The sequence below is a fragment of the Streptomyces sp. NBC_00846 genome, from assembly GCF_045207325.1.
Taxonomy (GTDB): Bacteria; Actinomycetota; Actinomycetes; order Streptomycetales; family Streptomycetaceae; genus Streptomyces.
The window spans coordinates 3,411,190-3,425,514 of the sequence record NZ_CP108846.1 but is presented as its reverse complement, the minus strand read 5'-3'; the positions used below and the strand labels follow the sequence as shown (position 1 = coordinate 3,425,514).

At 70.5% G+C, this 14,325-nt stretch carries 13 protein-coding genes and 1 pseudogene; 10 read left to right on the top strand and 4 right to left on the bottom strand.

Annotation, left to right across the window (positions count from 1 at the left end):
* The first annotated feature begins 232 nt into the window (after window positions 1–232).
* On the top strand, window positions 233–481 hold the full coding sequence (locus tag OG936_RS15780; protein ID WP_406495411.1) for a hypothetical protein: 249 nt from the start codon (window positions 233–235) through the stop codon (window positions 479–481).
* Here the strand turns inward: OG936_RS15780 and OG936_RS15775 are convergent, their stop codons facing one another.
* The 3 genes and pseudogenes from OG936_RS15775 to OG936_RS15765 form a co-directional block, all read right to left on the bottom strand.
* Complete coding sequence (locus OG936_RS15775) at window positions 482–2,356, bottom strand: protein kinase domain-containing protein (RefSeq protein ID WP_406495410.1); 1,875 nt, start codon at window positions 2,354–2,356, stop codon at window positions 482–484.
* Window positions 2,357–2,556: 200 nt separating this feature from the next.
* Window positions 2,557–2,973 carry a MarR family winged helix-turn-helix transcriptional regulator gene (locus OG936_RS15770; protein ID WP_406495409.1) on the bottom strand — a complete coding sequence of 139 codons (417 nt, stop codon included), beginning with the start codon at window positions 2,971–2,973 and terminating at the stop codon, window positions 2,557–2,559.
* A gap of 14 nt (window positions 2,974–2,987) precedes the next feature.
* Window positions 2,988–3,346, bottom strand: a pseudogene (locus tag OG936_RS15765) (hypothetical protein).
* Window positions 3,347–3,522: 176 nt separating this feature from the next.
* On the opposite strand from OG936_RS15765, the gene OG936_RS15760 reads away from it, so the two are divergent.
* The 3 genes from OG936_RS15760 (at window position 3,523) to OG936_RS15750 (ending at window position 6,659) form a co-directional block, all read left to right on the top strand.
* A complete protein-coding gene (locus OG936_RS15760) occupies window positions 3,523–4,896 on the top strand; it encodes an aspartate aminotransferase family protein (protein WP_383757376.1) in 1,374 nt (457 codons plus the stop codon).
* Window positions 4,897–5,033: 137 nt separating this feature from the next.
* Window positions 5,034–5,786: a GntR family transcriptional regulator gene (locus OG936_RS15755; protein WP_406495407.1), complete on the top strand. Its 753-nt coding sequence runs from the start codon at window positions 5,034–5,036 to the stop codon at window positions 5,784–5,786.
* Between the two features lie 222 nt (window positions 5,787–6,008).
* Window positions 6,009–6,659 carry a hypothetical protein gene (locus OG936_RS15750; protein WP_406500468.1) on the top strand — a complete coding sequence of 217 codons (651 nt, stop codon included), beginning with the start codon at window positions 6,009–6,011 and terminating at the stop codon, window positions 6,657–6,659.
* 100 nt (window positions 6,660–6,759) lie between these two features.
* On the opposite strand, the gene OG936_RS15745 is transcribed toward OG936_RS15750, so the two are convergent.
* Entirely contained in the window at window positions 6,760–7,545 is a 786-nt protein-coding gene (locus OG936_RS15745; protein WP_383757371.1) for an SLATT domain-containing protein, read from the bottom strand.
* A 356-nt stretch (window positions 7,546–7,901) separates the two neighbouring features.
* Between OG936_RS15745 and OG936_RS15740 the strand changes: the two genes are divergently transcribed.
* The 6 genes from OG936_RS15740 (at window position 7,902) to OG936_RS15715 (ending at window position 14,274) form a co-directional block, all read left to right on the top strand.
* Window positions 7,902–8,237, top strand: coding sequence for a YbaB/EbfC family nucleoid-associated protein (locus tag OG936_RS15740; protein ID WP_266752272.1), 336 nt, complete (start codon window positions 7,902–7,904; stop codon window positions 8,235–8,237).
* 57 nt (window positions 8,238–8,294) lie between these two features.
* Window positions 8,295–8,894: a recombination mediator RecR gene (gene recR / locus OG936_RS15735; RefSeq protein ID WP_351086039.1), complete on the top strand. Its 600-nt coding sequence runs from the start codon at window positions 8,295–8,297 to the stop codon at window positions 8,892–8,894.
* A 149-nt stretch (window positions 8,895–9,043) separates the two neighbouring features.
* Window positions 9,044–9,703: a DUF5063 domain-containing protein gene (locus tag OG936_RS15730; protein WP_406495406.1), complete on the top strand. Its 660-nt coding sequence runs from the start codon at window positions 9,044–9,046 to the stop codon at window positions 9,701–9,703.
* A 106-nt stretch (window positions 9,704–9,809) separates the two neighbouring features.
* The gene (locus OG936_RS15725; protein ID WP_406495405.1) at window positions 9,810–11,837 is read left to right on the top strand and encodes a LamG-like jellyroll fold domain-containing protein; all 2,028 of its coding nucleotides are present in this window, start codon (window positions 9,810–9,812) and stop codon (window positions 11,835–11,837) included.
* Between the two features lie 104 nt (window positions 11,838–11,941).
* Complete coding sequence (locus tag OG936_RS15720) at window positions 11,942–13,213, top strand: aspartate kinase (RefSeq protein ID WP_406495403.1); 1,272 nt, start codon at window positions 11,942–11,944, stop codon at window positions 13,211–13,213.
* Complete coding sequence (locus tag OG936_RS15715; protein WP_406495402.1) at window positions 13,210–14,274, top strand: aspartate-semialdehyde dehydrogenase; 1,065 nt, start codon at window positions 13,210–13,212, stop codon at window positions 14,272–14,274. The genes OG936_RS15720 and OG936_RS15715 overlap by 4 nt, the downstream gene beginning before the upstream one ends.
* The last annotated feature ends 51 nt before the right edge of the window (window positions 14,275–14,325 follow it).

Sequence of the window (14,325 nt, the reverse complement as noted above, 5' to 3'; positions counted from 1 at the left end):
GGGCCGGTGGGGGCCGCCGGGCCGCAGGCGGTCGGTGCCGCGCCTGTCGTGGACCGCGGCGCGATCCTATTCCCGGCGCTGGAGAACCGGCTCACCGCGCTGACCTCGGGCCGGGACCTGACCGTGCCGGTGGGGTTGCTGGCCGTCCTGCTGACGAAGCTGCTGGGCGCGGGGCACGCGGCGTTGCCGGGGCACGCCAAGCTGGCCGTCGCTGCCTGTCTGGCGCGGCGTCGTGCTGCTGGGCGCCATTGCGCTCAGCCGTACGTTCTTCGGCGTCCTGCTGGTCGTCGCCTACGGCCTGGGCATGGCCCTCACCCTCACCTCCGCCGCTCTGCTGCTCTCCGGTGGCGGCAACAGGTTTGCCGCGCTGGGCGAGCGGCGGCTGCCCGCCCCGCGGCGTTACACCCCGTACGGGAGCGTCCTGACCGCGCTGGCCGTGCTGGCCGTGGGCGTCGGGCTCACGGTGTGCAGCCTGCTCTGATCAGTCGGTCCTGGTGTATGTGAGCTGTTCGCCGCTGTCGGTGTTCTCGCGCCGCAGGGAGCCGTCCGGGAGCAGGGTGAGCGTGGTGGCCTTGCCCGCGGTGCAGGACGACATGGGCTCGCCGACCGTGACCGTGGACGGGCCGACCTCGACGGGCCCGCTCGGGGACGGCTCCGCGGCCAGGGCCGCCCGGAAGACGCAGTGGTAGGAGCCGCCGGTGCCGAGCGGGCCGTCCGCGGTGAGCGTGAGGACGGTCTGGCCGACCGTGCCCTGCTGGATGACGAGGTCCCGGGTGGAGTGGCCCGCGACGTTGTCGATGGAGCCCACCCAGGTACCGAGGTAGCCGGCCGGGACGGGGCCGTCGCTGTTCTTCAGGTCGTCGGAGGAGGACGGGTCCGGATCCGGATCCGGGGCCACGGGCGAAGCCTCGACGCCGGGCGAGTCAGCCGCGGACGGCGATGTGGTGGGGGACGGGGCGGGTCCCGGCCCCGTCTCGTTCATGAGCGCGTAGACGGACCCGCCCGCGCCTATGGCCACGAGCATGGCGATGGCTATGAGCGCGATGGTCGACGCCTTGCCGCGGTGGGCGGGCTCGGGGACGGGCTGCGGGGCGCCGGGGTAGAAGGGGCCGTACGGCGGTGTGGCACCGAACCCGGGCTGCGGTTGCTGTGGGTGGTTCTGGGACGGGTGCTGCTGCGGATATCCGTACCCGGGCTGGTTTTGCGGAGGGCCGAAGCCCTGGGCGGGGTGCGGCTGTGCCGTCAGTGGCGGATAGCCGTACGCGGGCGAGGGGAGTCCGGGGGGCGGGGCCGGCACGGGGGTCGGGGCCGGGGCGTCGACGATCGTGGGACGTGTGTGGACGGGGCGGTCCGTGGGGGCCGGGGGCAGTGGGGGTGCCATGTCCGGGAGGGGAGCCTCCTCGGCCACTTCTGCCGCCTCCTCCGGGTCCTCGGAGTCGAGCAACTCGACAGCATGGCGGCCGAGTTGGGCGATGAGCGCGCCCGGAAGCCAGGGCTCCGCCGTATCGTCGTCGGCCAGGCGTTCCAGGATCGCGTCCGTCGTCGGGCGGGCGGCCGGGTCCTTGCTCAGGCAGTCCCTGATCAGTTCGACGAGGTCCACGGGGACGCCGGTCAGGTCCGGGTCCTCCTGAGCGATCCGGAACATCTGCGCGTGCACGCCGCTGTCGGACGATCCGAACGGAAGCCGGCCGGTGGACGCGTAGGCCAGTACCGAGCCCATGCAGAATACGTCGCACGCCGGGGTCACACGCTCGCCGCGTACCTGCTCGGGTGCCATGGAACCGGGCGAACCGATCAGGGCCCCGGTGCGGGTGAGGCCGCCGTCGGCCACGGTGTCGAGTGCCCGGGCGATGCCGAAGTCGATGACGCGCGGTCCGTCGATCGTCAGCAGGATGTTGGAGGGCTTGAGGTCGCGGTGGATGAGGCCGGCGGCGTGGATGGCCTGGAGGGCGTGGGCGAGACCGGCACCCAGGATGTGGACCGAACGCTCGGGCAGGGGACCGTACGTACCGGTAGTCGCCCCCGCGCGGGCGCCCGCGCGACCGGAGACGGTGGCCTGGAGGGAGGGCCCGGCGACGTATCCGGTGGCGACCCAGGGCACAGCGGCCTCGGTGTCGGCGTCGAGCACGGGGGCGGTCCAGACGGAACCGACCTGGCGGGCAGCCCGCACTTCCTGGCGGAAGCGGTCGCGGAACTCCCCCTGTTCGGCGAGGTCGCCGCGTACCAGCTTGATCGCGACGGTGCGGCCACGGTCGGAGCGGGCCAGATAGACCTGGCCCATGCCGCCTGCGCCGAGCCGGCCCAGCAGGCGGTAGGCGCCGATGCGTTGTGGGTCGGCGGGCCCGAGCTTTTCCATGGTGTGCGTCCTCCCCCGTGCGGCGATACGCCGGAACGCGTTGAGAATAGCGGCGCGGGGTGTGCCCCGGTGGGTCCGGTATTTCACGCCCGTCCGCGGGGTGTTCCGGCGATTTCTCCTCCGGTTTCGTCCTCAGACGCCGGACGGGCCGGGGGTGGTTCCGCCGTCAAGCCCCGGACAGGCTGGGAGAGGTTCCGTCCTCAAGCCTCGGACGGGCTGGACGTGCCTGCCACCTCCACCGCTTCCACCGCCGCGGACAACCGCTCCAGTACCCGTACCGTCTCCGCGAACTCCGCCTCTCCCAGTTTCTCCGCCAGCCGCGCCGCGAACTCCGCGTGGCCGGGGCCGATCCGGGACATGGCTGCCCGGCCCTCCTCCGTGGGGCGGAGCAGCTTCGCCCGCCGGTGGGCCGGATTCGGCACGTACTCGGCAAGCCCCTTCCGCACCAGCAGATCCGCGATCCGTTGCGCGCTCTGTCGTGTGATCCCCATGGCGCGGGCGATCCCGGACACGGTCAAGGGTGTGGCCAACTTATCGGACACCGCCAGGAATTGGCCGTTCAGCTGGAAGATGCCGAGCGCGGTCCGGCTGAGCGCGTCCTGCTGTGCGCGGCTCACCCCTGCAACACCTCTTACGCGCTCGCGTCCGAGTCGTGGAAGAGCCGGTACCAGGCGTCGAGCCTCGCGCCCTTGTACACCCCGAGCCGCGCGAAGACCTCACGGGCGCACGCGACCGGTTCCGTCGGCCCGGCCGTGATGAGGTCGCCGTCCGTTACCGCGTCCGCGTCGACGTACCGCTCACCACCCCCGTACCCCGTGGCCGCGAGATCGGGTTGGACGCGCAGCCCGCCCATGGTGGTGACGGGGTCGCTGGTGGGCCCGGCCGTACGCACCGTGAAACCGGCCGGGCGAGATGGGCGGTGGTGTGCCCCGTCGCCCAGTCGGCGTAGGTGTCGTACACGGCCAGATGCACGAGGGTCCTGCGGGGCATGACGCGTCCTGGACACGGGGAACCGCCGGGGCTGCGATGACCATATGCCGCCGATGTGGCAGTTTGCTGCCAATCGTGCCCATCTCGGGCCGACGCGACACCCTGCCCACCAGAGCGCCCCACGCCATACAAGGTGGCCATACCGATCCGCTTCCGGTGCGGCCTACGCTCACGGCATGACCCCTCATGCCCCGCATGCCCCGCATGTCGACCCCGCTGCCGGTGCGGCCGTGAAGGCCGCCGACCGCGCGCACGTGTTCCACTCCTGGTCCGCCCAGGGCCTGATCGACCCGCTCGCCGTCGCCGGCGCCGAGGGGGCGTACTTCTGGGACTACGACGGCAACCGCTACCTGGACTTCACCAGCGGCCTCGTCTACACCAACATCGGCTACCAGCACCCCACCGTCGTCGCCGCGATCCAGGAGCAGGCGGGCAAACTCGCCACCTTCGCTCCCGCGTTCGCGATCGAGGCGCGCTCCGAGGCCGCACGCCTCATCGCCGAGCGCACCCCCGGTGACCTGGACAAGATCTTCTTCACCAACGGCGGCGCGGAGGCCGTGGAGAACGCCGTCCGGATGGCCCGGCTGCACACCGGCCGCACGAAGGTGCTCTCCGCCTACCGCTCGTACCACGGCGCCACCTCCACCGCGATCAACCTGACCGGCGACCCGCGCCGCTGGCCGTCCGACAACGGCTCGGCGGGCGTCGTCCGCTTCTGGGCGCCGTTCCTCTACCGCTCGCCGTTCCACGCCGAGACCGAGGCCGAGGAGTGCGCCCGCGCGCTCCAGCACCTGGAGGACACCCTCGCCTTCGAGGGTGCCGCCACCATCGCCGCGATCATCCTGGAGACGATCCCCGGCACGGCGGGCATCATGACGCCGCCGCCCGGCTACCTCGCGGGTGTGCGTGAGATCTGCGACCGGTACGGGATCGTCTTCATCCTCGACGAGGTGATGGCCGGATTCGGGCGCACCGGCAAGTGGTTCGCCGCCGACCACTTCGACGTGGTGCCGGACCTGATGACCTTCGCCAAGGGCGTCAACTCCGGTTACGTACCGCTCGGCGGCGTCGCCATCTCCGCCGAGATCGCCGCCACGTTCGAGACTCGCGCCTACCCGGGCGGACTGACCTACTCCGGCCACCCGCTGGCTTGCGCGGCCGCGGTCGCCACCATTCACGTGATGGAGGACGAGAAGGTCATCGAGAACGCCGCCCACATCGGCGAAACGGTCCTCGGCCCCGGCCTGCGCGAGCTCGCCGAGCGCCACCCGTCGGTCGGCGAGGTCCGCGGCCTCGGTGCCTTCTGGGCGCTGGACCTGGTCCGCGACAAGGAGACCCGCGAGCCGCTGGTCCCGTACAACGCGGCGGGCGAGGCCAACGCGCCGATGGCGGCCTTCGGCGCGGCGGCGAAGAAGAACGGCCTGTGGCCGTTCATCAACATGAACCGCACCCACGCCGTTCCGGCCTGCAACATCACCGAGGCCGAGGCCAAGGAGGGCCTCGCGGCTCTCGACGCGGCACTGTCGGTCGCGGACGAGCACACGGTGTAGCCGCGGGGCCCGCGCGGCCCTGCGGACCAGCGCCCCCTGCCCGGCCGCACCCGCCACGCCCCTCCCCCGCCCTGCCCGGATCCGGGCAGGGCGGCCCTGGCTTAAGGTGATCGAAAGCCGAAAAGGGGAGGGGCGCCATGTGCGCGAGCGGAGCTGTAACCCGCAGTACGCTGCGGCAGCAGATCGCGGACGCGCTGCGGGACGAAGTGCTTGCCGGGCGTCTGCGGCCGGGGCGGGAGTTCACCGTCAAGCAGATCGCCGAGCAGTACGGCGTCTCCACGACTCCGGTGCGCGAGGCGCTCTTCGACCTCTCCGCGCAGGGCCTGCTCGACTCGGATCAGCACCGAGGCTTCCGCGTGCGGGGGTTCACCGTCGCCGATTACCGGTCGATGGTCGAGGCCCGGACCCTGGTCATCGACGGAGTCATCCGCGGCCTCTTCTGTGGGCCGGTGCTGTCGGTGGCGCAGCGGGACCATCTGGTCTCCGTGCGCCGCAGGGCCCAGGAGGCCGCACGGGCGGCCCAGGGCGGCGACCTCGACATCCTCATCGGCTACGACCTGCGGTTCTGGCGTGAGCTGGGCGCGCTCGTCGACAACACGTACATCAGCGACTTCCTGCACCGGCTGCGCGTCCAGGCATGGGTGTTCGCGGTGCCGTATCTGCGCCACGACGTGGGTGCCCGGGAGTGGCTGTGGCACGGCCATCCGGAGCTCGTCGCGGCGATCACCCTCTGCGACCGCGACGCGGTGTGCGCGGTGATGGACGACTACAACGGGCACTCGCTGAACTGGGCGGACCGGCTCGCGGCCGGAGACCCGGCGCATCCGGGTCACGATCCGGAGCCGGCCGGACAGGCCCCGCCCGCCGAGGAGCCGCAGCCGCGGCCGTAACCGGAGCCCCGCCGCAATGACCGGGCGACTGCGGGGCGGGGACTGCGGACGGGCGGCTGCGGACGGGCGGTTACGGAATGCGGCCGGCTCCTGTCCGCGGCCGTCGGCCACTGTGCGCGATGAGCCCACCGCATTACGCTGTCCCGACCGTCGTGAATAACCCGATGAACCTGATCCGATACCCGATGACTTTGATGCGCACCCGTGGGAGAGCGAGATTTCGTGGCCTGTGACCTGTGGCTGGTCCCCCTCGTCGATGTGCTGTGCCACAGCCCCGACAACCCGTTCGCCGAAGAGATAGCCGTCTACGACAAGGTGTTGAGCGAGGCCGGGCTGCCGCCCGTCCCCGTGTACGCCTACATGCCGGGCCTGACCGGCGACGTCGCTCCGGTCGCGGCCTTCGACTACGACGCCCTGCACTTCCTGCGCCGCGCCCATCTGCTCCAGCTCAGCGGCCTCGCCGTCACGCCCGTCGACGAACTGGGCGGGGAATACGAGCAGTTGCTGGAGATGTTCGAGGCGTCGGCCCGGCAGTCCCACCTGGTCTGGCACTACGACCACGCGGGGGCGTACGTCCCGCTGGACTTCGCCGTTCCGCTCTCCAGCGACGACCTGCTGGCGGGCGGCGGCCCGCTCGGTTCCGCGCACGGGCTGCTGAGGGAGTTGGAGTTCGTGGCTCCGTCCATCGGCATCGACCCGGCGAACCCGCCGGCCGCCCCGCTGCCACCCGCCGCGCCGACGTCCCTCGAGGAGCCGGCGGGCCCGATTCCGTACGACGACAGTCCGTTCGCCCGTGAGCGGCACGTCTGGCTGGGTCTGCACGCGGCGGCCACGCGCAGCCTCGCCCAGGGATCCATGATCATCTTCAGCTGAAGCGGATACCGATGCCGGGTGCTGATGCCGGGTGCCGGTATCAGGTGCCGGGGCACCCGTGCAGGCGACGGCCGGGCGCCCCGGCGTCACCGCGGCGCAATCACCGCGGGGACTCCGGAGGCCGCTGCCGCGGCATGTTCGGCCGGGTCATCGTCTGCATCGGGAACCGGCCCGGCAGCGCCCCCTGGTCCGTACGCCCCCCGCCCCCGCTGCCCGACGACAACGCCTGCATCCCCATCGGCGCAGGCCCGGCCCGGAACTCCACCATCCAGTCCGCGGTCTCGGTCCGCACGAGCTCCGTGATGTCCTCCGAGAACCGCCGCAGCACCCCCAGGCACCGCTCGGCGGCCTCGCTGGCCGTGCCCTCGGTCGGGCCGAGCACCTCCCGTACGCACTCCGACGCCCAGTCGAACTGCAGCACCTGAAGCCGCCGCTGCACGGCCTGGGCGGTGGCGAGGTTCCTTATCCAGCCCGAGGTCAGACCGAAGAACCGGTCGCAGGCCATGCTCGCGGCGCCCAGCAGCAGGGACAGATAGCCCCATCCCGCCGCCCCGCTCAGGGCACCTGTGAGATCGAGCAACGGCAGCGCGGCGCCCGCGACCGCCCCGGCCGCCGTACCGATCCGCAGGGCCCTGGCGCCGCGCCGCTTCCACACCCGGTCGTTCAGATACCAGTCGGCGGTGCGCAGCGCATCGGCCTCGACCCAGCGGTACAGCTCGTCGAGGCGTTCGGCGGGCTCGCCCCAGTCGCCGAGCGGGAACGGTGTGCCGGTCAGATCCCGGCCCCGGCCGCGTGCGCGGGAGCCCGAACCGGAGGAACCGGCCGAGCCGGTCGAACCGGGCTCGTTGCGGGGCGGCCCTTCGGGCTGCATCTCCGGCTGACTCACCGGGGTACTCCTCTGCATTCTGCGTAGCGACGCCTGATGTGTGGCGGTGTGTTCGACGGTGGGCTGATCACTGCTCTCCGGCGCGGCCGACTGTCCCGCGTGCGTAACTTTGCGTGACGAGCGGTTCGCCTGTGTGCCTGATGTGCATGCCCTTCCTACCGCCGAATGGTGGGCCGTGGGGTCGAAATCGCAGTATTCCCGGGTGTACGGGGCCTGTGATCAGGTATAGGAGTCTCGCCGAGGGTGCTTCAAACTCACTCGAAAGAGTTGCTTGCCAGTGGGTGGGGCGCACCGCGCGGTGACCACGTAGGCTCGGCATACCGAAACATTCTGTCGTCGAATTGCCAGGAGTGACCGTGATTCCCGGTGGTGGTCAGCCCAATATGCAGCAGCTGCTGCAGCAGGCCCAGAAGATGCAGCAGGAACTCGCGGCGGCCCAGGAGGAACTGGCCAGGACCGAGGTCGAGGGTCAGGCGGGTGGCGGTCTGGTGAAGGCGACCGTGACCGGCTCCGGCGAGCTCCGAGCCCTGGTGATCGACCCGAAGGCCGTCGACCCGGAGGACACCGAGACGCTCGCGGACCTCGTCGTCGCCGCCGTACAGGCGGCGAACGAGAACGCGCAGCAGCTTCAGCAGCAGAAGCTCGGCCCGCTGACCCAGGGGCTCGGCGGTATGCCCGGTCTCCCCTTCTGACCTGCGGCCGGAACTCGTACGTTGTATTCATAACTCAGGACCAGGAAGGCGATCCCGTTGTACGAAGGCGTGGTTCAGGACCTCATCGACGAGTTGGGCAGGCTGCCCGGCGTCGGTCCCAAGAGCGCGCAGCGGATCGCTTTCCACATCCTGCAGGCCGAGCCGACCGATGTGCGCCGTCTCGCCCATGCCCTCCTCGAGGTCAAGGACAAGGTCCGGTTCTGTTCGGTCTGCGGCAACGTCGCCCAGCAGGAACAGTGCAATATCTGCCGGGACGCGCGCCGCGACCAGACGGTCATCTGTGTGGTCGAGGAACCGAAGGATGTCGTCGCGATCGAGCGGACCCGTGAGTTCCGGGGCCGATACCACGTGCTCGGCGGCGCGATCAGTCCGATCGAGGGCGTCGGGCCCGACGACCTGCGCATCCGTGAACTGCTCGCCCGTCTCGCCGACGGGTCGATCACGGAACTGATCCTGGCCACCGACCCCAACCTGGAGGGCGAGGCCACCGCGACGTACCTGGCACGGATGATCAAGCCGATGGGCCTGCGGGTCACCAGACTGGCCAGTGGTCTGCCGGTCGGCGGCGATCTGGAGTACGCGGACGAGGTCACCCTGGGCCGCGCCTTCGAGGGGAGGCGCCTGCTCGATGTCTGATGCCTGCACGACGCCTGGTGCTTTCACGATGTGTGATGTCTTCACGACCGCGACGTCTGATGTTCTTGCGTCGACTCACAACGGCTTTACGTTCAGCGACGCTATGTTCTTCTCACCGTTCGCGACCGTGCCCACGGGAGGTCCCCTCGATGTCTGACGCCACGCTGAACTCCGTCACGCAGGATCCGGACGACTTCGCCGTCCAGATCGCCGACCAGATCAAGACGTTCATCGTCGCGGTCACCGAGGTGTCCAAGGTCGAGGAGCCCGAGGAGGCCGTCCCCGTCCTGCTGCTCCAGGTCTCCCAGCTGCTGCTGGCGGGCGGCCGGCTCGGCGCGTACGAGGACATCGTCCCCGACGAGCGCTACGAGCCGGATCTCGGCGCGGAGCCGGACGCCGACGGTCTGCGCGAGCGGTTCGCCGCCCTGCTGGAGCCGATCGACGTCTACTCCGAGGTCTTCGACCCGTACGAGCCGCGCAAGGCCCCGGTCCCGGCCCGTATCTCCGACGGCCTGGCCGACCTGGTCACCGACCTGCGCCACGGCCTGGCCCACTACGAAGAGGGCCGCACGACCGAGGCCCTGTGGTGGTGGCAGTTCTCCTACTTCTCCAACTGGGGTTCCACCGCATCCGCCACCTTGCGCGCCCTCCAGTCCCTGATCGCCCACATCCGGCTCAACCAGCCCCTCCAGGAACTGGACGGGCTGGACACGGACTCGGAGACGGTCGACGACGACCTGGCCGAGGAGGCGGGCCGGGTGATGGCGGAGGAGATCGCGGCACCGCTGGGACTGCGGCCCGTGCAGTAGCGGGCGACGCCCGGGCGGGACGCGCCCCGGCCCCTCGCGGCAACGTGACACACAGCCGTCCAGGCGCCTCGTCGAACGCGTTCACGGGGTGCCGGGGGTCCGCTGCGTGGACGTCACCCCCGCGTCGGCTGCGACGAGGCGCTGCCCGACCGCGACGGTCACCCGGCGACGGTCACCCGGCGATGGTCCCCACCACACGCTCGGGCGTGATCCGGACGACCACACGCACCATCTCCGACGGGAGCAGCCGGAACTCCTCGGCGTCAACTGCCTTCCGGAGGGTTCCGGGCGCGCCGGGCTGCATGTCCAGGCTTTCGACCGGGCGGGCCGGGGCAGCGAGCCGACGGACTACCAGTTCCGAGTGGGCTCGGGGCGTGCGCCGGAAGCGCGCTGGAAGCTGACCGACGCGGCGGGCTCGCGGAAGGCGGCCGCCGAAGCAGGCCCTGCCGCCCGCGTCGGGACGGGAGCCACGTTCGGTGCGGGCGCTCCCTCCGGCACGGACGTGACGTCCACGGTGAGCCTGGACGGAACCGGGCACGGCTTCGCGACGCCGGACGCGCCGGTCGTCGCGACGGACAAGACGTTCTCGGTGGGTGCCTGGGTGCGGCCCGCCGCGGTGGACGGCAGGCGGACGGTTGTCAGTCAGGACGCCGGGCAGGGGCCCGCGTTCACGCTGGGCCTGAGACAGGTCGACGGCCGGCCCGCCTGGTCGCTCGCCGTGGGCGGCACACCACTGACCGGTGGCCTGCCCGAGGTGGGCGAGTGGGCGTATGTGCTCGGCCGGTACGACGCCTGGACGGGCAAGGCGCGGCTGTACGTCAATGGCAAAGCCGTGGGTGACGAGCAGTCGGGGACCCCGGCGGCGGGCGACGGGGACTTCCAGATCGGCCGGGCCCGGGGTGCGACGGGATACCGGGACCGCTGGCAGGGCGAGATCGGCGATGTGCGGGTCTACGACCGGGTGGCGGTGGCTGCCGAGGTCGCGGAGCTCGGCAGCCGCAAAGCCCAACTGCTGGGCCACTGGGGCCTGGAGACCGAGCCGGAAGGCGTCAGCCCCGAGACGAACGGGGGACAGCCGCTGAAGCTCGGTCCGGGAGCGTCGATCCACCGGTACGACGACGTGTGCGACCCCACGGACCTGGAGTGCGACCCCTGGGACCTGGTGCTCGATGACGAGGGCCATCTGAACCTCGACGGCCGCTCGGGCTACGCGGCCACGGAGAAGCCGGTCGTTGACACCGGCGACAGCTTCACCGTGAGCGCGATCGTGCGGCTGGCCGACCAGGAGCCGGAGCACCCGATGACCGCCCTCTCCCAGGGTGGCGTGCATGCTGACGCCTTCAATTCGGCCGCGGACGCACGGCAGATGGGTGGGGCGAGTACCTGCACGGGGCCGTCGACCAGGTCCGGGCCTTCTCCGGTGCGCTCACCGACGAGGAGGTCAGCGTGCTGCGGTAGTGGGTGCGGCCAGGAGATGAACGAGGGGGGTGGGGGCACGTTCAGGGAATGTGTCCCCACCCCCTTCACATGTGTCCCCACCCCCTCATGGGTCATTCAAGGGGGTGGGGCGGCGTGTACCGCCGGTTCGCGCCCGTGCCGAGGGCGGGTTCACGCGCGGCAGCGGCGCGGAGGCCATGACAGGCTGCTGAGCGAGCACCCGGGGATCGACGGGGTGTTCGCGGCCAACGGCCTTGTGGCCCAGGGCGTGTGCCAGGTGCTGCGGGAGCATGGCAGACGTGTGCCGCACGACGTGGTCGTGGTCGGCGACGATTCGAGCGTGGCCGTCACGCCCCGGCCATCTCTTCCACCGGCTGCCGCACGGTGGAAGAGATGGCCCGGCTGCTTCAGGAGTGCATCCACCTGCTCGGGTGCGGCACGCCGGGTGTGGCGTCAGCAGTCGGGGCCCCGTATCACCGGAGTGAGCATGGGGAGCGCGGGGAATGCGCGGAGCGGCGTACGCATGGTGGAGGCCTCCGAAGGGCGGACCGTGGGGTTCCGGTCCACGCTGGAGGTGGACTGCTCGTGCATCGTGGACCCGGCGCACCGTGCGTGTGGGCTGGACCACATACGGGAGTGCGGGCCCGATCGGCGGGCACCAGCCCCGTACGAGCAGTTCGGAGCGATGCGCCGATGATCACGTACTGAGCGGGACATCTCACAATGTGGTATCGACGGGGCGATTCCGGACTACTCGTTAAACTGAGCCGACCGCAGTAATGGACTGAGCGAGGAGCGCACGTGGGCCTTGTCGTGCAGAAGTACGGAGGCTCCTCCGTAGCCGATGCCGAAGGCATCAAGCGTGTCGCCAAGCGAATCGTCGATGCCAAGAAGAACGGCAACCAGGTGGTTGTCGTGGTGTCAGCGATGGGCGACACGACGGACGAGTTGATCGATCTCGCCGGGCAGGTATCCCCGATCCCTGCCGGGCGTGAGTTCGACATGCTGCTGACCGCCGGAGAGCGGATCTCCATGGCCCTGCTGGCGATGGCGATCAAAAACCTGGGCCACGAGGCCCAGTCGTTCACGGGCAGCCAGGCAGGCGTCATCACCGACTCGGTCCACAACAAAGCGCGCATCATCGATGTGACGCCGGGCCGTATCCGTACGGCGCTGGACGAGGGGAACATCGCGATCGTCGCGGGGTTCCAGGGTGTGTCCCAGGACAAGAAGGACATCACCACGCTCGGCCGCGGCGGGTCCGACACCACCGCCGTCGCGCTCGCGGCCGCGCTGGATGCCGAGGTCTGTGAGATCTACACCGATGTGGACGGTGTCTTCACCGCCGACCCGCGGGTCGTGAAGAAGGCCCGGAAGATCGACTGGATCTCCTTCGAGGACATGCTGGAGCTGGCCGCGTCCGGCTCCAAGGTGCTGCTGCACCGGTGCGTGGAGTACGCACGCCGTTACAACATCCCGATCCACGTCCGCTCGTCCTTCTCCGGACTGCGCGGAACCTGGGTCAGCAACGAGCCGCAAGGGGACCAGAAGGTGGAGCACGCGATCATCTCCGGAGTCGCCCATGACGTCTCCGAGGCCAAGATCACCGTCGTCGGCGTGCCCGACAAGCCGGGCGAGGCCGCCGCGATCTTCCGCACCATCGCGAACGCGGAGGTCAACATCGACATGGTGGTGCAGAACGTCTCCGCCGCGTCGACCGGTCTGACCGACATCTCGTTCACGCTGCCGAAGTCCGAGGGCCGCAAGGCCATCGCCGCCCTGGAACGCAACCGCGGCACCATCGGCTTCGAGTCGCTGCGCTACGACGACCAGATCGCGAAGATCTCCCTGGTCGGCGCCGGCATGAAGACCAACCCGGGCGTCACGGCGGCCTTCTTCGAGGCACTCTCGGATGCCGGGGTGAACATCGAGTTGATCTCGACGTCCGAGATCCGCATCTCGGTCGTCACCCGCGCCGAGGATGTCATCGAGGCCGTGCGCGCCGTGCACACCGCCTTCGGTCTCGACAGCGATTCCGACCAGGCCGTCGTCTACGGGGGCACCGGCCGATGACCGCGCGCCGTCCTTCGCTCGCGGTCGTCGGAGCGACCGGGGCGATCGGCGGTGTCATGCTCCAGATCCTTTCGCAGCACGCGGATGTCTGGGGCGAGGTGAAGCTGATCGCCTCGCCGCGTTCGGCCGGGCGCAAGCTGGTCGTACGCGGCGAGGAGAGCGAAGTCCTCGAACTCGCCGAGGAAGTCTTCGACGGTGTCGACGTGGCGCTGTTCCTGGTGCCCGACGACGTCTCCGCGCAGTGGGCGCCGATCGCCGCCGCCAAGGGCGCGGTCGTGATCGACGACTCCGCCGCGTTCCGGCTGGACGCGGACGTTCCGCTGGTCGTGCCCGAGATCAATCCGCATGCCGCACGGATCAGGCCGCGCGGCATCGTCGCGAGCCCGAACTGCACGACGCTCTCGCTGATCGTCGCGGTCGGCGCGCTGCACGCCGAATTCGGCGTTCGGGAACTGGTCGTCTCCTCGTACCAGGCGGTGAGCGGGGCTGGCCGCGACGGCGTTGCGGCGCTGCGCGAACAGCTGTCGATGGTGGCCGGTACGGAGTTGGGCACGAAGCCCGGAGACGTACGGCGGGCCGTGGGCGACGCCGGAGGCAGCCCCTTTGCCGCACCGGTGGCCCTCAACGTGGTGCCCTGGGCCGGGACCGAGGCCGGTGACGGCTGGTCGTCGGAGGAACTGGCGATCCGTGAGGAGTGCCGCAAGATCCTGGATCTGCCGAGCCTGCGGGTGGCGGCGACGTGTGTGTACGTACCCGTGATCGCGACGCACTCGATGTCCGTGCACGCGCGGTTCGAGAACGAGATCGCGGTCGACCGGGCCCACGAGATCCTGGCGACGGCCCCGGGCGTGGTGCTGTACGACAGTCCGGCGGCGGGGGACTTCCCGACACCGTCCGACGTCGTGGGCACCGATCCGACCTGGGTCGGACGGGTGCGCAGGTCGCTGGACGATCCCCGGGGTCTGGAACTGTTCGTCTGCGGCGACAACCTCCGCAAGGGCGCGGCGCTGAACGTGGCGCAGATCGCCGAATCGGTGGCCGCCGAATTCCCTCGGTCCTGATCGCTCCTGATCGGACCTGTTTATACACATTCTGTGAATGTCCTGTGAGTA